The organism is Variovorax sp. KBS0712, assembly GCF_006323185.2.
Taxonomy (GTDB): domain Bacteria; phylum Pseudomonadota; class Gammaproteobacteria; order Burkholderiales; family Burkholderiaceae_C; genus Variovorax; species Variovorax boronicumulans.
Genome location: NZ_VCCD02000001.1, coordinates 1,832,627 through 1,852,273, shown reverse-complemented (window position 1 = coordinate 1,852,273; position 19,647 = coordinate 1,832,627). Strand labels below are relative to the sequence as shown.

Sequence of the window (19,647 nt, the reverse complement as noted above, 5' to 3'; positions counted from 1 at the left end):
GGGCGGTGGCGCGCCGGCGGTGTTGTAGCCTGTCGCCCCATGGATTCCCTCATCGCCGCCTCCGCGCGCGCGCTCGCTGCCGGCGACGCGCTGGGTGCCCTCAAGCGCGTGGCCCTGCGCGACGACCCGCCAGCGCTCGCGCTGCGCGGCATCGCCATGGCCCAGCTCGGCGAGCACCCGCGTGCACGCGAGCTGCTGCGGCGTGCCGCAAGCGGCTTCGGGGCGCACGAAGAACTGGCGCGTGCCCGCTGCGTCGTCGCCGAAGCCGAGGTGGCACTGGCGATGCGCGACCTGGGCGGCTCGCCGCGCGCGCTGGCCGCGGCGGCCACCACGCTCGAGGCGCGCGACGACCTGGTCAATGCGCTGCAGGCGCGGCTCATCGCGGCGCGCCGGCTGCTGCTGCTCGGCCGGCTCGACGAGGCCGCCGCCGCGCTGTCGCTGCTCGACGGGCACAGCCTGCCGCCGTTGCTGTCGGCGGTGGCCGAGCTGGCGTCGGCCGAGTTGGCCTTGCGTTCGCTGCGCACCGGCACGGCACGGGCAGCGCTCACCCGCGCGCATGACGCGGCCTGGCGTGCGCGCGTGCCGGCGCTACTGGCCGAGGTGGCGGAGGCGCGCGCCGCGCTCGAACGTCCCGCCGCACGACGCATCGCCGCCGGCGGTGAACAGGCCTTGCGCCTCGACGAGGTCGAGGCGCTGCTCGCGTCCGATGCGCTGGTCGTCGATGCCTGCCGCCGCGGTGTCGGAGGTGGCGACACCTGGCGTTCGCTCGCACGCCGGCCGGTGCTGTTCTCGCTGGCGCGCGCGCTGGCCGCGGCCTGGCCCGGCGATGTCGACCGCGACACGCTGATCGCCGACGCCTTCCGCACCCGCGACCCCGACGAAACGCACCGCGCGCGGCTGCGCGTCGAGATTGGCCGGCTGCGCGCGCTCGTCAAGCCGATGGCGCGCATCGAGGCCACGCCGCAGGGCTTCATCCTCCAACCTCTGGGTGCGCGTCCGGTCGTGGTGCTGGCACCGCCCATCGACGGCGAGCAGGCCTCGCTGGTGGCGCTGGTGGCGCTGCTGTCCGACGGCGCGGCCTGGTCGACCTCGGCGCTTGCGCTGGCGCTGGGCGCAAGCCAGCGCACCGTGCAGCGCGCGTTGGCCGAACTCGAGGCCGAACGGCGCGTGCGTGCCATCGGGCAGGCCAGGGCGCGCCGCTGGCTGGCCCCGCCGCTGGCCGGATTCACGACGATCTTGTTACTCCCCGCTGCGCTGCCGATTGAATAGAGTCGGGCTCATGCGCTACCCCCTGTGGCGCACCTACAGGAGCCCACCATGAGCAGTAGCAGTCAGAGCAAGAAGGCAGGCAAGGACCGGTTCGAAGGCGCGGTGCAGGCCGCGCAGATCGTGCGCGAATACGGCCCGTTCGAAGGCGTGGAGCGCATCCACGGCGTGACGCACGACGGCCACCAGGTGTGGGCCGCCACCGGCGGGCAACTGGTCGCCTTCGACCCCGCGAGCGGCGAAGCCACGCGCCGCATCGACGTCGCCTGCGACGCCGGCACCGCCTTCGACGGCACCTGCTTCTATCAGATCGTCGAGGCGCGCATCGACAAGATCGACGCCGCCACCGGCAAGGTGCTGGCCTCGATTCCCGCGCCCGGCAACGGCTCCGACTCGGGCCTCACCTGGGCCGAAGGCAGCCTCTGGGTGGGCGAGTACCGCGACCGCAAGATCCACCAGATCGACCCGGCAACCGGTGCGATCCGCCGCACCATCGAATCGAACCGCTTCGTCACCGGCGTGACCTGGGTCGACGGCGAACTCTGGCACGGCACCTGGGAAGGCGACCAGAGCGACATCCGCCGCATCGACCCCGCCAGCGGCGACGTGATCGCGCGGCTGGAAATGCCCAGCGGCGTCGGCGTGAGCGGCCTGGAGTCCGACGGCGCGGGGCTCTTCTACGCCGGAGACGGCCGGGCCAGCAAGGTCCGCGCGGTGCGGCGCCCGAAGACGGCCACGGCCTGAACGACACACAAGCCAAGGAGCACACACCATGAACACCTCAGTGAATCACCCCGTCGTGACCCCCGAGCGCTGGATCGACGCGCGCAAGTCGTTGCTGGCGCGCGAGAAGGAGCTGACCCAGCTGCGCGACCGCATCGCCGAAGAGCGCCGCGCGCTGCCGTGGACCCGCGTCGAGAAGGCCTACGTCTTCGACACCCCTCAGGGCCGTCGCCCGCTCGCCGACCTGTTCGAAGGCCGCCGCCAGCTGCTGGTGCAGCACTTCATGTTCGGCCCCGACTGGGAGCAGGGCTGCCAGAGCTGCTCGTTCATGGCCGACCATTCCGACGGCATGCGCGTGCACCTCGCGCACCGCGACGTCACGCTGGTGGCCGTCTCGCGCGCGCCGCTGGCCCGCATCGAAGCCTTCCGCCGTCGCATGGGCTGGCAGTTCGCCTGGGTCTCGTCGCACGACAACGACTTCAACCACGACTTCGGCGTGAGCTTCACGCCCGACGAAATGGCCAGCGGCGCGGTCGCCTACAACTACGTGAAGCAGCCGTTCCCGAGCGAGGAGGCGCCCGGCGTCAGCGTGTTCTTCAAGGACGACGCCGGCGACGTGTTCCACACCTACTCGACCTACGGTCGCGGCGTGGAAGTGATGATGGGCACCTACAACATGCTCGACCTCGTGCCCAAGGGCCGCGACGAGCACAACCCGTCTTACGCGATGGACTGGATCCGTCACCACGACCGCTACGAGCCCGCGCCCGTTGCGGCGGCGGGTGGTTGCTGCCACGCGCAGTCGTAAAGAAGCGCGACCTGGCGTGCCGATCGGTCCGCACCATGGCAAGCCTCTGGCCCTGGCTGGCGGTGGCGGGAATGGGCGTCCTGCACGGCCTGAACCCCACCACCGGCTGGATGTTCGCCGCCGCCTGGGGCCTGCGTTCGCAAGACCGGGCGCAGGCGCTGCGGGCGCTGTGGCCGATCGGTGTCGGGCACGTCGCCTCGGTGGCGCTCGTGGTCATTGCGGTGGCCTTCGGCCTGTCGATGGACCGGGGCCTGCTGCAGTGGCTGGCTGGCGGGTTGTTCGCGGCGGTCGCGCTCGTTCACCTGTCGGGCCGTCTTCCCGCCATGGCGCGTGCGCCGGCGGGGCATGCGGGACTGGCGCTGTGGTCTTTCATGATGTCCACCGCGCACGGTGCCGGCCTGATGCTGGTGCCGGCACTGATCCCGCTGTGCATGGGCGATGCAGCGAAGGGCGCGATGAGTGGCTCGCTCGTGCCGGCGCTCGCGGCCGTCGCGCTCCACACGGCGGCGATGCTGGCCACCACCGGGCTGATGGCCGTCGGCGTCGGGGCGGGCGTGGGCTGGCTGCGGCGCTTCACACGGCGATCACCTGCGATGCCGCGCTGAACGCCCGATGCGCGCAAAGCGCATAAGCAAACGCGAAAACCGGCGTTCCATTCGAGCGGCCTGCGGCGCAACACTCGAAGGCTCTCGACCCCACAGGCCTTCGGATGCCCGGTACCTTCACTTCCCCGCGCAAGCGGCTCGGCTTCTTCAGCCGGCTGCTCGACGATGTTCCCGCCGCCGAGCGCTACCGCCTCGTCACGGCGCAGATCGCCCATGCCGAGGCTTTCGGCTTCGATTCCGCCTGGGTGGCACAGCACCATTTCCATGAGCACGAGGGCGGCCTGCCGTCGCCCTTCGTCTTCCTCGCCCACGTCGCCTCGCGCACACGGCGCATCCGCCTGGGCACGGGCATCGTCACGCTGCCGCTGGAGAACGCGGTGCGCACGGCCGAAGACGCGATCGTGCTGGACCTGCTCTCGGGAGGCCGGCTCGAAGTGGGCGTCGGCACGGGCGGCACGCCGGCGTCCTTCGCGGCCTTCGGGCTGGACAGCGACGACCGCGCGGCGCTGTTCGAGCGGCAGCTCGCCACGGTGCGCGACGCCTGGGCCGGCCGGCCGCTGTCCGGCGGCGACACGCTGTACCCGACGGGTGCGCAACTGCTCGGCCGGCTCTGGCAGGCCACCTTCTCGGTGAGCGGCGGCACGCGCGCGGGCACGGCCGGCGACGGCCTGATGCTTTCGCGCACGCAGCCACGCACTGCGCAGGCGCCCGACGCGTCGCTGGCCGACCTGCAGGACCCGATCATCGACGCCTACCTGGCCGCGCTGCCGCCGGGGCGCACGCCGCGCATCGTGGGTTCGCGCAGCGTGTTCGTGGCGGACACCCGCAAGGAGGCGCTGCGCCTGGCCGAGACCGGGCTGCGCCGCGCGGTGGTGCAAGCCGCCGCCACCGGGCAGATCGGCTTGGCCGACCGTGTCCGCGCCGATGCGCCGCTCGACCAGCTGATCGCCGCGTACGACGTGCATGTCGGCGCGCCCGACGACGTGATCGCCTCGCTGCGCGCCGACCGCACGCTCGCGCGCGTGACCGACCTCGTGTGCCAGGTGCATTCGGTCGATCCGCCGCATGCGGCCATCCTGCGTTCCATCGAACTGACCGCCACGGTCGTCGCACCCGCCCTGGGCTGGGCGCGCGACACGGGTGTGCCGGACCTTCAATCGCTTGCGCTTCTCTAGGCTGTTGTTTCCATGAATGCCGTTGTTTCTTCTTTTCCCGATCCTCAGACCCTCGACGTGATCGACCAGCTGGTGGGTATCGCGCCCGGCAGCGCGCTCGACCGGCTGCGTGCGCAGCGCGAGCAGGCGCGCACGCAGGCGCAGCAGAGCTACCTGGCGCTGTTCGCGCCGGCCGAGCCCGTGGCCGGCCACTTCGAGATCGCAGACCGTTTCGCCGTCGCGGCCTTCGTCGCCGGATTGCACGGGCAACCCGAGGTGGCGCGCTTCTATGCCGAGGCCTTGGCGGGGCAGGGCGTGGCAAAGGCCATCGAGGCCGAGGTCGCACGCGGTGCCGCGCAAGGGCCGTATGGCCGCTATCCGGAAGGTCCGCTGAGCGTGGAAGACGAAGCCGGCCCGGTCTACGCCGTCGATGCGGCACAGCGCGCGGTGCTCGGCGAACGGCTGTCGGCCGGCCTCGCGCATGCGCACCTGCTGGTCTTCCACCCGCGCGACGCCAGCCCGGCCGCGCTGCAGGCGCTGCTCGACGCGGGATGGCGCACCACGGAGATCGTCACCTTGTCGCAGCTGGTGGCGTTCCTCGCGTTCCAGATCCGCGTCGTCATCGGCCTGCGCGCGCTGGCCACCCCTTCTGCATGAGCGCCCCATGAGCACCGAATCGACCCTGACCCATCCCCACAACACGCATCCGCGCAGCTTCACGCAGGCGCAGCTCGAATGGCTGCCCTGGCTCGAACCGCTGCCGGAAGACGAACTGACCGAGCGCCACTACGCGGGCCTCGTCGACGCGTCGCGCGCCAAGTCGCCGTACTTCCGTCTGCTGGCACGCGACCCCGACATCCTGGGCGCGCGCACCCGCACCGACAAGGACATCTTCTACAACCCCGACGCCGGCCTGCCACGCGCCGAGCGCGAGCTCTCGGCCGCCGCGGCCTCGCGCTTCAACGGCTGCATCTACTGCGCCTCGGTGCATGCGCGCTTCGCCTCGCATTTCTCGCAGCGCACGGACGACGTGCAGCGCCTGCTCGACGAGGGAGTGCAGGCCGATCTGGGCGCGCGCTGGAATGCGATCGTGCAGGCGTCAGTCGCGCTGTCGGCCGCGCCATCGACCTTCGGGACCGCACACGTCGACGCCTTGCGCGCGCAGGGGCTGGACGACCTGGCGATTGCCGACGTCGTGCATGGGGCGGCCTTCTTCAACTGGGCCAACCGCCTGATGCTCTCGCTGGGCGAACCGCAGGCGCCTGCTGCCACGTAGGCCTGCGCGGCCGCGCGCAGATTTGTTGCGGCGGCAAGTGAGCGGGATCACAGTCGGGCGCGCGGCGTGCCCGTGGGTCGGCACGATGACCCGCATGCACACCGACGCTCCTGGGTACGCAACGACACGCCACGGCCGCGCGCCCGGCCCGGCATTCGGCAATCCTTTCGTCCGCTGCCGATGCGGACTGGCCGGGCTGGAGCGCATCCACCGGCGGTCGTGGATGAAGTTCCTGCCCGGCCTGCGCTTCTATCGCTGCAGCAGTTGCGGCAAGCCGCAACTGGCGCCGAAGCGCGCGGTGCGCGACGCGGTCATTGCGCACAGGAGCGAGCAACAGAACCAGCGTTAGCTGGTGTGGTGTCCCGCAAATAACTGGGCATGAAATCGCGCTTTTCACGCCAGGGCGGCGTTGCAAATCCTCGCCAGGACGCTGCCGGCGCTCAGGCGTCGTCGTCCGACGTCTTCGCCTGCAACTGCTGCTGGCGTTCGGCGATGGCCATATCGCGCGCCACCTCGTAGCCGAGCGTGCGCACCGAGAACGAGCGGCTCACGCTGCCCTTGCCCGTCGTGTAGGTGATCGCCACCCAGTACCCGGGATGACCCGCGCGCGGCGTCTTGAACTGCACGCCGCTGACGCCGCTCGTGTTGTTGCGTCGCACGATCTCCGACTTCGAGCGCTTGGGCGGCAGTGCCGCTTCGTCGTCGGGCGGCGGGCGTTGGCGGATGGCTTCTTCGGCGGGGTGCAGCCGCGCGAGGCCGACCATGCGGCCGAGCTGGCGTTGGCGCTCGCCGATGGCATGCGCGCGGGCCGCAGGGCCCCAGTCGGCGAGGTCGAATTCGGCGCGCAGGATTTCCTCATTCCCGAGGTAGGTCTTGGCCAGCCAGGCGACCGGCTTGCCTTGCGCGGACAAGCGGCTGAAGACGCCGGGCTCGCCCGTCTTGTTGTTGCTGCGCAGGGTCTGCGCGCGGTCCTTGCGCGCGACCGGCGGATGCTCCTTCACGATGGTGTCGCGCCAGGCCTGGGCGCGTCGCAGCGCCTGCTGGGGGCCGCCGTAGCTGGCGTGGCCGAAGAGGCGCGCGTAGCGCACGCCGTTTCGCACGAGCGACACCTCGAAGCCCCAGGGGCGGGGCGAAATGCCATACATGCGACGGGGTTCGGAATTCCTTTGGGCATCGTCGGTGCTGTCCTTGTGTCAGGGCCGGTGAAGGCGGCGCGTCATGGCGCTTCGGGGCTGTCGCCGTTCCAGGCACAGAGCTCGTCCGAGAGCTCGTGGGCGTCCGGCGGCAGGCTGCCGAAATCGGTCGAGGCGAAGGTCGGCGGCACGTGCACGCCCTGGTCGTCGCGGCGCACCAGCCCGCGGCTTTCCATGTCGCGCATGGTCTTGTTGACGACTTCGCGCGAGAGCCCCGAGTACGACGCGATCACCGCCTGGGTGATGCGCTTGTCGTAGCCGCCCGTGGCGGCCGGCGCCAGCTGCGTCAGCTCGTGCAGCACGCGGCTCACGAGGCTTTCGGACGACAGCGACGAGATGCGGCGCAGCTGCCCGCGCACCATGGCGACGCGCTTCATCGCGATCTCCAGCAGGCCCATGGTCACCTCGGGGTACAGCGCGCACAGCCGGCGCACCGCGGCCACCGGCAGGTGGTAGACCGACGAGGGCAGGGCGGCCACCAGCGTCGAGGTGGCCTGGTAGCTGTTCTCGCCCAGCGAGGGGCCGAGGAAGAAATCGCCCCGGCGGATGAAGTCGGTCGTCACGTCCCGGTCGACCGCGCGCAGCAGGCCCGTGGCCACGCAGTAGATGCGGTCGGTGTGCGTGTCCGCCTGCAGCACGATCTCGTTGCGCCGGTAGGAATGCAGCGCGCTGCTGCGAATCAAGGCGGCGCGCTCGTCGGGCGGCACGCTGGCGATCAGGGGATGGAGATACATGGCCAAGGGGGTTGCGAGACCATCGGCGGTTCGTTCTCATGGGCGAATCCACGGGCGGCGGTCAAGGAACAGGACGGTGCGGCGCCCCCGGGGCGACTCGCCATCGGGCGCCCCTTCGCCGGGCCGGGCTGCGATGGGCTGAAGACGGCAAGGCCATCTCAGCCGGGCTGGAGCTGCGCGAACAGCGTGTCGATCCGGGCCCGTTCCTCGGCGCCTCGCAGACAGCGCTCGCGCAGCCACAGGGCATCTCCCTGCCGTGCGATGCGCAGGTCGTACACGTGCTCGATGTCGTCCACCACGACGTCGCCCGCGGGCCGCGCCCTGGCCGTGGGCGCGGGATGCGGTTGTGCGGCCCACAGCGCCAGTTCGATCTCGGCCGGGCTCATCGGCCCGCTGTCGCGCAGGGCGATCCAGTCGGCATGCAGCAGCGGCTGCGCGGCGATGCCCTTCACGAGGATCGGCTCGCGCCCGAGCGCGGCCAGCAGGTCGTCCAGCCGCGCGTGGCGGGTTCGCAGCAGAAAGCAGTCGTCGCGCAGGCAGCTCAGGTCGGTGTCGCCCGACGGCGGGAAGGCCGCGAAGAGCCGGCGCCGGATCTCGCGGCTCACGCCTGTTGCTACCTCCGGGCCGTCGGAGTCGGCAAGCTGCGCGAGGTTGGCGATGAAGACCAGCGCACACACCCGGTCCGCCGGTGGGGGAGACGAAGGCCGCACCACTTCGGCATCGCGGCGCAGCGCTGGCAGGCAGGACGCCAGCGCTGCGCGCCATCGCGTGCCGAAAGGTTCGAGTTCCGTGAAAAACAAGGCAGCCATTTCATCCCCAGTAGAGAGAGTTCCGGTTGACGTTCGATCCGAAGGAATGCTACGAATCGCGCCCTCTTTTGACATTCGCTTTCGCGGCGCGGATGTGTCGCGAGTCACATCCGGATGCAATTGCCCGCCGCGAGCGCCGGCCGAAGGGCGAAGCGGGCCCGGACCGGCCCGCCGACCGGCGATCGGCAAGGCCTGGAACCGGCTTGCGCCGGTGGGCGCTGTGCGTCATCCCCCCGAACACCCGGGCTGTTATCTCTGTTATCGTTTGTAAAAATTATCCGAGGTCCACGCGGACCTGTCAGGAAAAAATCGGGAGTTCCCGTTCGTGACCCGTGGCTTCTGGCGTGGCGCCGGCTGCATGGAGGAAGAGGGGCGTGCCGCATGTCCGACACCGACAGTCGCATCCAGCGCTTTCACACCGGCATGGTGTCGCGCAAAGACGGGTTCGCCTTCTGGGCCGACGAGATCGGCCCGCACGTGGGGCGGCTGGACAGCCCCGAGCGCAGCCACTTCCAGCAGGAACTCACCATCGTCGATACGGCCGGGATGGCCTTCATGCGGGTGCACGGCAGCGGCGCGACCATCGAGCGCACGGGCCCGAGCCAGCTCATGGGCGCCGAGGTCTATCCCTATCACCTGCTGATCAAGCTCGACGGCGGCCTGGCCATCAGCGAGCAGCGCCAGCGCATCGAACTGGCTGCGGGCGACATGGTCCTGATCGACTCCTGGCAGCCGCTGCGCCTGCGCTCGACGGAGGCCACCAACTCATGGACGCTGGGCCTGTCGGAAGCGGTGGTGAACCGCTGGCTGCCGCATGCGGACCAGTCCACCGACCTGCGGCTGGCCGGCGCCAAGGGCTGGGCCGGGATGCTGTCGGGCTACCTGCGGGCGCTGGACGTGGAGCACCTGTGCAGCATCCAGAGTCCCGCGCAGCGCCAGCTGCTCGGTGAGCACCTGATGTCGATGCTGTCGTTCTCGCTGGAGCAGAACGGGCTGAGGGCGCAGCCGGGTGCGCTGGGCGAGCGCGTGTCGCCGCGCGACGGCGACCTGCACGCCCGCATGCGGGCCTGGATTCGCGAGCACCACGCCGACACCGAGATCGACGCGCAGAAGCTGGCCGCCAGCTTCAACGTGTCGGTGCGCTACGTGCACAAGGTGTTCGCCAAGGCCGGCCGCGGCATGACCTTTCTCGAAACCCTGCAGAACGACCGGCTCGAGGCCGCGGCCCGCATGCTGCGCAGCCCCGAGGGCGCGCGCAGGTTCGTCGCCCAGGTCGCCTACGACTGCGGCTTTGCGGACCCGGCCTATTTCGGCCTCGTCTTCCGCAAGAAGTACGGCTGCACGCCGCGCACCTTTGCCCTGCAGCAGGGGCAGGCCGCGGCAGACGGCACGTTGCTCGTCAGCTGACCGGCGCGCCGCCGGCCCGGCCGCCCTGGCCGGTGGATGGGGGCATGGCGTGGCCGCTGTGCCCGATCCTCATATTTCTGTTCACTTCATTCATACCTGTGAAATTTATTTGGGAATAGATTCACTTCCCAAGGAATTGCGCCGGCCGTAAATGCATTCGTAAAAAAATGCGTCTGCCTTCAACAATTCAGAGCAATTTATTTCTGAAGGGTTGAATGATGAAAGTCGATTTCCCCGCCAACGGGGCAAAAATAGAAGTTTGTGACGCCACGGTGTGCAAGGTAATTTTCAATGTTTGAGCAAAACTCCCCGCACATTGCAGTGTTGGACCCCTCTCCCCGAACGCGGTGGCACGCCAGTCGTGCCGTCAAGATGCTGGGTTATACGCCCGTCGCATTTGCGCATGTAGACGAATTGATTTCGCAGGTGGCGCCCGGCGGCAATTTCGAGGCGCTGCTGCTTTCAATTCCGTCGGCGCCCGACGACGTGCAAAAACTCGTGGGCCAGGTGCGTGAAACGCTGCGCTACCACACGCCATTGATCATGAGCGCGCGCAAACGGCAGATCCGCGGGTTGTCGCTGTTGCATGCCGGCCCCGACGACGCCGTGCTGCCGGAGCCGTCGACCTTCGAGGAGATGTACTTCATGCTCGAATTCTTCCTGCGCCAGCGCAACCGGCCGGTGGTGCCGCGCAGCCTCGACTGGCAGGAATTCAGCCTGCTGTCGCCGTTCGACATGGTCGACGTGGCCGGCACCGAGATTCGTCTGACGCCGATCGAATTCGACCTCGCGGCCGAATTCTTCCGCCACATGAACCGGCCGCTGGACCGGGAGCACCTGGAAATGATCGGCTGGCAAAGCGGCGTGGCCGCGGGCTCGCGCACGCTGGACGCCAACGTGTCGAAGCTGCGCCGCAAGCTCGGGTTGTATGTCGACCAGCCGCACGGCCTGTCGCTGCACGCGGTGTGGGGCATGGGCTATCAATTGAGCCAGCTGGGCAAGCGCGAGGCGCCCGGCACCTGGACGTTCCCGGCGGATTTCCGGGTGGCGTCGGCCGCGCCGTCGCAGCTGTCGACCTGAGCAGCGATTCAGCGCGCGGGTGGCTGCTGCTGTTGCGGCTGCGCCAGCACCCAGCGCGCGAGCACCTGCGCGTCGGCCTCCGACACCAGCGACTGGCGCGGCATGATCACCCGGCCCCAGGTGCCGACACTGCCGTTGCGGATCTTCTCGGCCAGCCGTGCCGGCGCGGCGGCGTCGCCGCGATAGCGCTCGGCGATCTGCGCGAAGCCCGGCCCGACCTGCTTGTGCACCAGGCCATGGCAGGCCATGCAGGCGTTCTTGCGGGCCAGGTCGACAGCGGAAAGTTGCGGCTGCTGGGCTGCGGCACCGAAGGATGCGGCGGCGAGTGCGATCGAGAGAAAGTGGGGAGCGGAAAGCCGGGGAATACAGGGCATGGAGGGGAAACCGGGGAGGGTTGAAAACTGTACCTTGCCCTGTCGCAGACCCCGGATCGCCGCCCGAATGCCCCGTCTGGAGGCCGTCTCTCATTCGCGACAAGTCGATTCAAGAGTAACTATATGTATGGTTAAATCCCTCGCAACTACCGCGAAGAGGACGAGGGATTCCCATGAAGCTGCCGCTCAGCATTGCATTGGCCACCGTGGTTCTGGCCGGATGCGCCAGCGCACCGCCGCCCGGGCCCGGCCAGGGCACCGGCATGTCGTACGTGCCGATGGTGGCCATGGAAGGCGTGGACAAGGTGCGCTACGACAGCGACGTGGCCGACTGCCGCACCGCCGCCACCCGCATCACCGCGCGCAGCGAATCGGGTGACGCCATGTGGGCCGCGCTCGGCCTGGGCCTGATCACGGTGCACGGCCAGGGCATCGTCGCCGCGGCCTCGTACACCGGCATCAGTGCCGCCGTCATCGACTGGAACACCCGCCCCAGCAGCGCGCTGATCGCCGAGCACCAGCAGATCGCCATCGTCCATTGCATGGCCAAGCGCGGCTACCGCAACCTCGACCCGAACGTGCAGGACACGTTCTACGGCAACACCTTCAACCCCGTGCTCGCCCTCAAGCCGCGCCGTACGGGCATCGACACCTACAACGTCGAGCGCCTGGCCAAGGCCGGCCGCTGCAACGTGCAGCCGCGCGCCGAGCTGACGGCCAAGGGCCCGGGCTACGAGAGCTACAGCGTGCCGTGCACCACCGGCGTGGCCTGGGCCGTGCGCTGCGAGTTCGGCAACTGCCGCGTGCTGGCGCAGACGCCGATGCGCCCCACGGCGCCCGTGCGCCGCTCCTGAGCCGGACCTTCCCGGCTCACTTCACGACCATGCCCTTGAGCGCCGGGTCGGGCGGCGGGGGCTTGAGCTTCATGTCGCGCAGCGTCTTCACGAGCAGCTGCGCGATCATCATGTTGCGGTGCCGCTTGCTGTTGGCCGGGATCACGTGCCAGGGCGCATGGTCGCTCGAGGTGGCGGCCAGCGCGTTCTGATAGGCCTTCTGGTAGTCGACCCACTTGGTGCGCACCTCGAGGTCGCCCATGCTGAATTTCCATTGCTTGCCGGGCGTGTCGATGCGGGCCTGCAGCCGTTCGCGCTGCTCGTCCTTGTCGATGTGCAGCATGCACTTGACGACGACCGTGCCGGTCTCGGTGAGCAGCCGCTCGAAGTCGTTGATCTGCGCGTAGCGGCGGCGGGCTTCGTCGGCGTCGATCCAGCCTTCGACCACGGGCACCAGCACGTCCTCGTAGTGGCTGCGGTTCCACACCATGATCTCGCCGGTGCGCGGCACGGCGGCGTGGCAGCGCCAGAGGTAGTCGTGCGCGCGTTCGTCCTCGCTCGGCGCCTTGAAGGCCGTCACCCGCACGCCCAGCGGCGAGGTGCGCGAGAACACCCAGCGCACCGTGCCGTCCTTGCCGCTGGTGTCCATGCCCTGCAGCACCAGCAGCACCTTGCGCCGGCCTTCGGCGTGCAGCACGTCCTGCAGTTCGTCGAGCTCGACGGCCAGGGTGTCGAGCTCGGCGCGCTGGGCCGACTCGTCATCCGTGAGAAAGGGCGAGTCGTCAGGGTCGATGCGCGAGAGCTTGAACTTGCTGCCGACGCGGTACTTCTTGAACTTGGACATCTGCGGGCGCTCCGTCAAAAAAGAAACGAAGCCCGCAGGGTACGCGAATCAGCGCTGCGGGCGCCCGCGTGGCGGCGGGTGGTCGTCGTCGCCGTTGCTTTCGTCGATCGACGCGCTCCAGCGGTTGTCCCACTCGGCCTGGTGGCGCACGCCGTCGATCTCGCGCCGGTCGCGCTTGGTCGGGCGGCCCTGCTCGATGGCCAGGGCCGGCTCGCTGCCCATGCGGCGCTGCTCGCGGAAGGCGGCCTGCGCCGCCAGGCTCTCGGGCGTTTCCTCGTACAGCTGCTGGGCCACGGGCGCCGGGCCGCGCTGGCCGCTGAGGCCGCGCACGGTCACGGTCCGCGTGAGCGGGCCCAGGCGCATGGCGACGGTGTCGCCGGCCTTGACCTCGCGCGAGGCCTTGGCGACCTCGCCGTTCACCTGGATGCGGTTCTTGCCGATTTCGTCCGCGGCCAGCGAGCGGGTCTTGAAGAAGCGGGCGGCCCAGAGCCACTTGTCGATGCGCAGACGGTCCATGAAGGTCGGAAAAGAAAGGTCAGCCATTGTGGCGCGACAGCGGCAGCCGCACCACGGCGTCGAGCCCGGTCACGCGGTCGGTGCCGCCGGGGCTGGGTACCGTGCGGTTGTCGAGGCTGATGCGTCCACCCAGGGCCAGAACGATCTCGCGGCAGATCGCCAGGCCCAGGCCCGAGCCGCTCGCGGTGTTGCCCGCCGAGAACGGCGCGAACAGGCGCTGGCGCAGCTCGGCGGAAATGCCCGGGCCGTCGTCGCGCACGGTGAGCACGGCCTCGTCGCCCTCGGCGTGCACGCGCACCGAGAGCGGCGCGCCCGCGGGGCTGTGCTTGATGGCGTTGTGCAGCAGGTTGCGCGTGAGCTCCTGCAGCATCCACTGGTGCGCGCGCACGGTCACGGCGTCGTCGGCGGCCAGCTCGAAATCGAGCGCCTTGTCGGCCACCAGCGGCGACAGGTCGAGTGCGATGTGGCGCACTACGTCGCCCAGGTCGAGCAGCGCCGACTCGGGCTGCTGGCGCAGCTGCTCCACCTTCGCCAGCGACAGCATCTGGTTGGCCAGCGTGGTGGCGCGCTCGACGGTCTGGCTGATCTCGACCAGCGCCTGCTCGGGCGCCACGTCGCCGCGGCGCGCCGACTGCACCTGCGCCTTCAGCACGGCCAGCGGCGTGCGCAACTGGTGGGCGCTGTCGCGCACGAAGCGCTTCTGGTGGTCGAGCAGGCGCTGCAGCCGGCCCATGACTTCGGTGGTGGCGTCGATGAGCGGGCGCAGCTCGGCCGGGGCACCGGGCGCGTCGATGGGCGAGAGGTCGTCTTCGGGGCGCCGCTCGATGGCTTCGCCGAGCTCGCGCACCGGCCGCGTGGCGCGCTGCACTACGACCACGGTGACCAGCGCGATCACGCCCATCAGCAGCAGCTGGCGCCAGAGCATGTCGAGCAGCAGCTTGCGCACCAGCGTCTCGCGCAGCTCAAGCGTCTCGGCCACCTGCACCACGGCCATGCCACGGCCGCGCGCGCTGGCCACCGGCTGCAGCATCACGGCGACGCGCACCGGCTGGCCGCGAAACTCGGCGTCGTAGAAATCGACCAGCGCCGCATACGCCCCGCGGTCGGGGATGCGCCCGCGCCAGAAGGGCAGCTCGGCGAAGCCCGAGACCATCTCGCCGTCGAGCGCCGACACCCGATAGAACAGCCGGCTGCGGTTGTCGGCCTCGAAGGCCTCGAGCGCGGAGTAGGGCACGATCGCGCGCAGCCGCGCCATGTCGTCGTAGCCTTCCACGTCGAGCTGCTCGCCGATGGTCTTGGCCGAGGCCAGCAGCGTGCGGTCGTAGGCGGTGGTGGCGGCCGCCAGGCTCTGGCGGTACAGGCTCACGCTGTTGATCACGACGAACACCGCCACCGGCACCAGGATGCCCAGCAGGAGCCGCGCGCGCAGGGACGACATCGTGCGCCGCAGGGCCGCCCTCAAGTCTCGGCCCGCAGGAGATAGCCCAGGCCGCGCATCGTCATCAGCACCGTGCCGGTGCCCACCAGCTTCTTGCGCAGGCGGTACACGACCACCTCGATGGCCTCGTACTGCACCTCGGATTCGCCCGGGAACACCAGCTCGAACAGGCGCTCCTTGGTGACCGCGTGGCCGGGTTTCATCATCAGCGCCTTGAGCAGCGCGAGCTCGCGCGGCGTGAGCTCGAGCAGCTCCGAGCGGTGGTAGACAGCGCCGTTGTCGGGCTCGAAGCGCAGGCTGCCGACCTCCAGCGGGTTCAGCGTGGGGTCGGGCCCCGCGCTCAGGCTGCGCCGGCGCAGCGCGCGGATGCGGGCCTCGAGCTCGTCCAGGTCGAAGGGCTTGGGCAGGTAGTCGTCCGCGCCGGCGTTCAGGCCCATGATGCGGTCGCCCACCGTGCCGCGCGCGGTCAGCAGCAGCACCGGCGTGCGCAGGCCCTCGGCGCGCGCCTGGGCCAGCACCTGCAGGCCGTCGACGTGCGGCAGGCTCAGGTCGAGCGCGACCACGTCGGGCTCGACGGCGCGCCACTGCGCGATCGCCTGCGCGCCGTCGCCGCAGATGCGCACGTCGATGCGGCGCCGCCCGAGGGTGCGCTGCAGGGTGATTTGCATCGAGGGGTCGTCTTCGACGAGCAGCAGCTTCATACGGGCAGGGGTCGGTACTTCGGTGTTTTCCCCAGTCTGGTGGACAGCCAACTGACAGCGGGGCGGCGCATGATAGCGGCTCAGGTCCAAGTCAGGTTCCATCCGTTCCCAAGTTCTCAGGAGACACCAACGATGCGTCGCGATACCTTTTTGAAGTCCCTGGCCGCACTGGCCGCTGCCGGCGCCTTGCCGCTGTCGGCGCGCGCTGCCGCCAACGTCAAGATGATGATCCCGGCCAACCCGGGTGGCGGCTGGGACACCACCGGCCGCGCGCTGGGCAAGGCCCTGACCGACGCCAAGGTGGCCGACACCGTTGCCTACGACAACAAGGGCGGTGCCGCCGGTGCGCTGGGCCTGGCCCAGTTCGTCAACGGCTCCAAGGGCGACGCCAACGCGCTGATGGTCATGGGCTCGGTCATGCTGGGCGGCATCATCACCGGCAAGCCGCCGGTCAACCTGTCGCAGGCCACGCCCATCGCGCGCCTGACCACCGAATACAACGTGTTCGTGCTGCCGTCGAACTCGCCCTTCAAGACCATGAAGGACGTGGTCGAGCAGCTCAAGAAAGACCCGGGCAGCGTCAAGTGGGGCGGCGGTTCGCGCGGCTCCACCGAGCACATCGCCGCGGCCATGATCGCGCAGAAGGTCGGCGCCGATCCGTCGAAGATCAACTACGTGGCCTTCCGCGGAGGCGGTGAAGCCACCGCCGCCATCCTGGGCGGCAACGTCACCATCGGCGGCAGCGGCTACAGCGAGTTCGCCGAGTACATCGCCGCCGGCAAGATGAAACCCATTGCTGTCACCTCCGCCCAGCGCCTGCCGGGCATCAACGTGCCGACCCTGAAGGAACAGGGCATTGACGTCGAGATCGGCAACTGGCGCGGCGTGTACGGCGCGCCCGGTATCTCGGCCGAGCAGCGCAAGGCGCTGACCGACATGGTGCTGGCCGCGCTCAAGAGCCCGTCGTGGGCCGAGTCGCTCAAGAAGAACGACTGGACGCCGGCCGTGCTGTCGGGTGACGCCTTCGCCAAGTTCGTCGACGACGACTTCGCCAGCCTGCGCGCGATCATGGCCAAGTCCGGCATGGTCTGAATCTGGCTCGCCCCCAGGCTGCGCGCACTTCGTGTCGCTGCGCCAACCCCCTTCCGGGGGCAACACCTGCGGCCTGGCAGAGCCAGTTCCGCGGTGTTTCTGGAAGGAGGCAATTCTTTTTCCCCACGACTGCGGGAGCAAAAAATGACAACTCCAGAATCCTCGGTCTCACATTCCGCTGAGGCCACCTCCGGCGCGGCCCGCTGGCCGCAATACGTCGTCGGTCTCGGCGTGCTGCTGACCGGCGCCGCGCTGGCCTTCGGCGCCATCGGCATTTCTTCCGAAGCCGGCTACGGCGGCGTCGGCCCCAACTTCCTGCCCTGGATGGTCTCGGTCGTCCTGATGGTCTGCGGCGCGTGGATCACCTGGGAAGCGTTCAGCGGGGGCTTTCGCGAGCTCGACGCGCCCTCCGGCGCCGACACCGCCTACTGGCCCGGCTTCATCTGGGTGGCGGCGGGCCTGCTGCTCAATGCGGCGCTCATCACCAGCATCGGCTTCATCCTGAGCTGCGCGCTGTGCTACCTGCTGGCCGTGCAGGGCCTGCGCCGCGCCGCCGGGCAGGCCAAGGTCAACGCACCGGCCACCTGGGTCACCGACTTGGTGACCGGCCTGGCGATCTCGGCCCCGGTCTTCTGGATGTTCACCAAGTTCCTGGCCATCAGCCTGCCGGGTCTCACCAGCACCGGCTGGATCTGAGCGGAGCCACGCCATGGATATCTTCAACGCACTGATGACCGGCTTCGCGGCCGCGATCACCCCCATCAACCTGCTGTGGTGCCTCATCGGCTGTGCCCTGGGCACGGCCGTGGGCGTGCTGCCCGGCATCGGCCCCGCCGTGGCGGTGGCCATGCTGCTGCCGATCACCGGCAAGGTCGACATCACGGCCTCGATGATCTTCTTCTCGGGCATCTACTACGGCGCCATGTACGGCGGCTCGACCACCTCGATCCTGCTGAACACGCCCGGCGAAACCGCCAGCATGGTCACGGCCATGGAAGGCAACAAGATGGCCAAGAGCGGCCGCGCGGGCGCCGCGCTCGCCACCGCGGCCATCGGCTCCTTCGTGGCCGGCACCATCGCCACCGTGGTCGTCACGTTGTTCGCGCCCTTCGTGGCCGACTACGCCGTGCGCCTGGCGGCCCCCGAGTACTTCCTCTTGATGCTGCTGGCCTTCACCACGGTGAGCGCGGTGCTGGGCAAGAGCACGCTGCGCGGCATGACGGCGCTGTTCGTCGGCCTGGCCATCGGCTGCGTGGGCCTGGACCAGATCACCGGCCAGGGCCGCTACACCGGCAACATGCCCGAGCTGCTCGACGGCATCGAGATCGTGCTGGTGGCGGTGGGCCTGTTTGCGGTGGCCGAGGTGCTGTACGCCGTGCTGTACGAAGGCCGCGTGGTCGAGGGCCAGAACAAGCTGACCCGCGTGCACATGACCTCGCGCGACTGGAAGCGCTCGATCCCGGCCTGGCTGCGCGGCGCGGCCATCGGCACGCCCTTCGGCTGCATTCCGGCCGGCGGCACCGAGATCCCGACCTTCCTGAGCTACGCCACCGAGAAGAAGCTCGCGAAAGACCCGCAGAACAAGGCCGAGTTCGGCACCACCGGCGCCATCGAAGGCGTGGCCGGCCCCGAGGCCGCCAACAACGCCACCGTGACCGCCGCGCTGATCCCGCTGCTCACGCTGGGCATTCCCACCTCGAACACCACGGCCATCATGCTGGGCGCGTTCCAGAACTACGGCATCCAGCCGGGCCCGCAGCTGTTCACCACCTCGGCCGCGCTGGTCTGGGCGCTGATCGCCTCGCTGTACATCGGCAACCTGATGCTGCTGGTGCTCAACCTGCCGATGGTCGGCCTGTGGGTCAAGCTGCTCAAGATCCCGAAGCCGCAGCTGTACGCCGGCATCCTGATCTTCGCGACCGTGGGTGCCTACGGCATGCGCCAGAACATCTTCGACCTGTTCCTGCTGTTCGGCATCGGCCTCTTGGGCGTGGTGATGCGGCGCTTCGACTTCCCGACCGCCCCCGTGGTGGTCGGCATGATCCTCGGCCCGCTTGCCGAAGCCAACCTGCGCAACGCGATTGCCATGGGGCAGGGCAGCCCGATCGTGTTCTTCCAGCGCCCCGAGTCGATCGTGGTGATCATCGCCATCGTCGCCGTGCTGGTGCTGCCGCGACTGGCCAAGCGCATGAGCGAACGCAAGCTGAAACGATTGGCGCAGCTGGACGCCTGACGCGACCGGCTTTCTTTTTCGGTTCACATGCCGCGGGCGATTGGCGCCCGCGGCATTTTTTTGAATGCGCCTGCGGCGCCAAGGGGCTTGACTGCGCAGTCATCACCGCGTCGCCGCATGTCCCCAGAATGGCGGCTTCGTTCGGGGTACCGCTTGCATCGCCCGCATTCCATGCCCGGTACGGCAGGGGTGTGACGAGGTATTCCCATGAAGAGTCCACAGACTCTGGCCTGGCTGCTGCTTGCGGCCAGCGTGGCGGCGGAAGTCGCCGGCACCATCGCCCTTCGCCATGCCGAAGGTTTCACCCGCCTGTTGCCATCGCTGCTCACCGCCGCCTGCTATGCCGGCGCGATCTGGCTCATGTCGCTCGCGGTGCGCGAACTGGATGTGGGGCTGGGCTACGCGGTCTGGGCCGGTGCCGGCACCGCGCTGATCGCGGTCGCCGGCATGGTCTGGTTCGGTGAAGCGGTCACGCTGACGCGCGTGGTCGGCCTGCTGGCCATCGTGGCAGGCGTGGTGGTGCTGAACATCGAGGCGCGGTAGCGGGGCCACCGCTGCCCG

Annotated in this window: 23 protein-coding genes; 15 read left to right on the top strand and 8 right to left on the bottom strand. The window is 69.5% G+C overall.

The window, feature by feature from the left end; translation table 11 throughout:
• The first annotated feature begins 39 nt into the window (after positions 1-39).
• From FFI97_RS08525 to FFI97_RS08490, 8 genes are all read left to right on the top strand, one after another.
• Positions 40-1,269, top strand: coding sequence for a helix-turn-helix domain-containing protein (locus FFI97_RS08525; protein ID WP_144004405.1), 1,230 nt, complete (start codon positions 40-42; stop codon positions 1,267-1,269).
• A 48-nt stretch (positions 1,270-1,317) separates the two neighbouring features.
• Complete coding sequence (locus FFI97_RS08520; RefSeq protein ID WP_070060429.1) at positions 1,318-2,010, top strand: glutamine cyclotransferase; 693 nt, start codon at positions 1,318-1,320, stop codon at positions 2,008-2,010.
• Between the two features lie 28 nt (positions 2,011-2,038).
• Positions 2,039-2,797, top strand: coding sequence for a DUF899 domain-containing protein (locus tag FFI97_RS08515; protein ID WP_139705367.1), 759 nt, complete (start codon positions 2,039-2,041; stop codon positions 2,795-2,797).
• A 35-nt stretch (positions 2,798-2,832) separates the two neighbouring features.
• Positions 2,833-3,402 (top strand): hypothetical protein, encoded by a 570-nt coding sequence (locus FFI97_RS08510; RefSeq protein ID WP_139705364.1) that lies wholly within the window; start codon positions 2,833-2,835, stop codon positions 3,400-3,402.
• Between the two features lie 104 nt (positions 3,403-3,506).
• On the top strand, positions 3,507-4,577 hold the full coding sequence (locus tag FFI97_RS08505) for a putative FMN-dependent luciferase-like monooxygenase (protein ID WP_139705362.1): 1,071 nt from the start codon (positions 3,507-3,509) through the stop codon (positions 4,575-4,577).
• Between the two features lie 12 nt (positions 4,578-4,589).
• A complete protein-coding gene (locus FFI97_RS08500; RefSeq protein WP_139705360.1) occupies positions 4,590-5,213 on the top strand; it encodes a CMD domain protein in 624 nt (207 codons plus the stop codon).
• Between the two features lie 7 nt (positions 5,214-5,220).
• On the top strand, positions 5,221-5,832 hold the full coding sequence (locus FFI97_RS08495; RefSeq protein ID WP_409574622.1) for an alkylhydroperoxidase domain protein: 612 nt from the start codon (positions 5,221-5,223) through the stop codon (positions 5,830-5,832).
• 94 nt (positions 5,833-5,926) lie between these two features.
• Positions 5,927-6,181: a hypothetical protein gene (locus tag FFI97_RS08490; RefSeq protein ID WP_139705358.1), complete on the top strand. Its 255-nt coding sequence runs from the start codon at positions 5,927-5,929 to the stop codon at positions 6,179-6,181.
• A gap of 91 nt (positions 6,182-6,272) precedes the next feature.
• Here the strand turns inward: FFI97_RS08490 and FFI97_RS08485 are convergent, their stop codons facing one another.
• The 3 genes from FFI97_RS08485 to FFI97_RS08475 form a co-directional block, all read right to left on the bottom strand.
• On the bottom strand, positions 6,273-6,977 hold the full coding sequence (locus FFI97_RS08485) for an AP2 domain-containing protein (RefSeq protein ID WP_139705356.1): 705 nt from the start codon (positions 6,975-6,977) through the stop codon (positions 6,273-6,275).
• A gap of 71 nt (positions 6,978-7,048) precedes the next feature.
• Positions 7,049-7,759 carry a Crp/Fnr family transcriptional regulator gene (locus FFI97_RS08480; protein WP_095745057.1) on the bottom strand — a complete coding sequence of 237 codons (711 nt, stop codon included), beginning with the start codon at positions 7,757-7,759 and terminating at the stop codon, positions 7,049-7,051.
• Positions 7,760-7,917: 158 nt separating this feature from the next.
• Complete coding sequence (locus tag FFI97_RS08475; protein WP_260684940.1) at positions 7,918-8,568, bottom strand: hypothetical protein; 651 nt, start codon at positions 8,566-8,568, stop codon at positions 7,918-7,920.
• A 381-nt stretch (positions 8,569-8,949) separates the two neighbouring features.
• Here FFI97_RS08475 and FFI97_RS08470 point away from each other — a divergent pair, with 381 nt between their 5' ends.
• Positions 8,950-9,975: an AraC family transcriptional regulator gene (locus tag FFI97_RS08470; RefSeq protein ID WP_157755034.1), complete on the top strand. Its 1,026-nt coding sequence runs from the start codon at positions 8,950-8,952 to the stop codon at positions 9,973-9,975.
• A 372-nt stretch (positions 9,976-10,347) separates the two neighbouring features.
• Positions 10,348-11,055, top strand: a complete 708-nt coding sequence (locus tag FFI97_RS08465) for a winged-helix domain-containing protein (RefSeq protein WP_185993578.1) — start codon at positions 10,348-10,350, stop codon at positions 11,053-11,055.
• Between the two features lie 8 nt (positions 11,056-11,063).
• Here FFI97_RS08465 and FFI97_RS08460 read toward each other — a convergent pair whose 3' ends face one another.
• Complete coding sequence (locus FFI97_RS08460; protein ID WP_139705347.1) at positions 11,064-11,429, bottom strand: c-type cytochrome; 366 nt, start codon at positions 11,427-11,429, stop codon at positions 11,064-11,066.
• 173 nt (positions 11,430-11,602) lie between these two features.
• On the opposite strand from FFI97_RS08460, the gene FFI97_RS08455 reads away from it, so the two are divergent.
• Positions 11,603-12,283 (top strand): hypothetical protein, encoded by a 681-nt coding sequence (locus FFI97_RS08455; protein WP_062481152.1) that lies wholly within the window; start codon positions 11,603-11,605, stop codon positions 12,281-12,283.
• 16 nt (positions 12,284-12,299) lie between these two features.
• On the opposite strand, the gene FFI97_RS08450 is transcribed toward FFI97_RS08455, so the two are convergent.
• The 4 genes from FFI97_RS08450 to FFI97_RS08435 are packed head-to-tail and all read right to left on the bottom strand — an operon-like array spanning position 12,300 to position 15,761.
• A complete protein-coding gene (locus FFI97_RS08450; protein ID WP_139705345.1) occupies positions 12,300-13,106 on the bottom strand; it encodes a PPK2 family polyphosphate kinase in 807 nt (268 codons plus the stop codon).
• 48 nt (positions 13,107-13,154) lie between these two features.
• Positions 13,155-13,622 carry an RNA-binding S4 domain-containing protein gene (locus FFI97_RS08445; RefSeq protein ID WP_062481157.1) on the bottom strand — a complete coding sequence of 156 codons (468 nt, stop codon included), beginning with the start codon at positions 13,620-13,622 and terminating at the stop codon, positions 13,155-13,157.
• Between the two features lie 19 nt (positions 13,623-13,641).
• Positions 13,642-15,060 carry a sensor histidine kinase gene (locus FFI97_RS08440; RefSeq protein ID WP_185993577.1) on the bottom strand — a complete coding sequence of 473 codons (1,419 nt, stop codon included), beginning with the start codon at positions 15,058-15,060 and terminating at the stop codon, positions 13,642-13,644.
• 20 nt (positions 15,061-15,080) lie between these two features.
• The gene (locus tag FFI97_RS08435) at positions 15,081-15,761 is read right to left on the bottom strand and encodes a response regulator transcription factor (protein ID WP_062481159.1); all 681 of its coding nucleotides are present in this window, start codon (positions 15,759-15,761) and stop codon (positions 15,081-15,083) included.
• A gap of 132 nt (positions 15,762-15,893) precedes the next feature.
• On the opposite strand from FFI97_RS08435, the gene FFI97_RS08430 reads away from it, so the two are divergent.
• The 4 genes from FFI97_RS08430 to FFI97_RS08415 all read left to right on the top strand — a co-directional run bounded on the left by FFI97_RS08430 (position 15,894) and on the right by FFI97_RS08415 (position 19,629).
• Entirely contained in the window at positions 15,894-16,853 is a 960-nt protein-coding gene (locus FFI97_RS08430; protein WP_070060440.1) for a Bug family tripartite tricarboxylate transporter substrate binding protein, read from the top strand.
• Between the two features lie 144 nt (positions 16,854-16,997).
• Positions 16,998-17,549, top strand: a complete 552-nt coding sequence (locus tag FFI97_RS08425; protein WP_139705342.1) for a tripartite tricarboxylate transporter TctB family protein — start codon at positions 16,998-17,000, stop codon at positions 17,547-17,549.
• A gap of 13 nt (positions 17,550-17,562) precedes the next feature.
• On the top strand, positions 17,563-19,086 hold the full coding sequence (locus FFI97_RS08420) for a tripartite tricarboxylate transporter permease (RefSeq protein WP_139705339.1): 1,524 nt from the start codon (positions 17,563-17,565) through the stop codon (positions 19,084-19,086).
• Positions 19,087-19,293: 207 nt separating this feature from the next.
• Positions 19,294-19,629, top strand: coding sequence for a DMT family transporter (locus tag FFI97_RS08415; protein WP_095745062.1), 336 nt, complete (start codon positions 19,294-19,296; stop codon positions 19,627-19,629).
• Positions 19,630-19,647 lie beyond the last annotated feature (18 nt).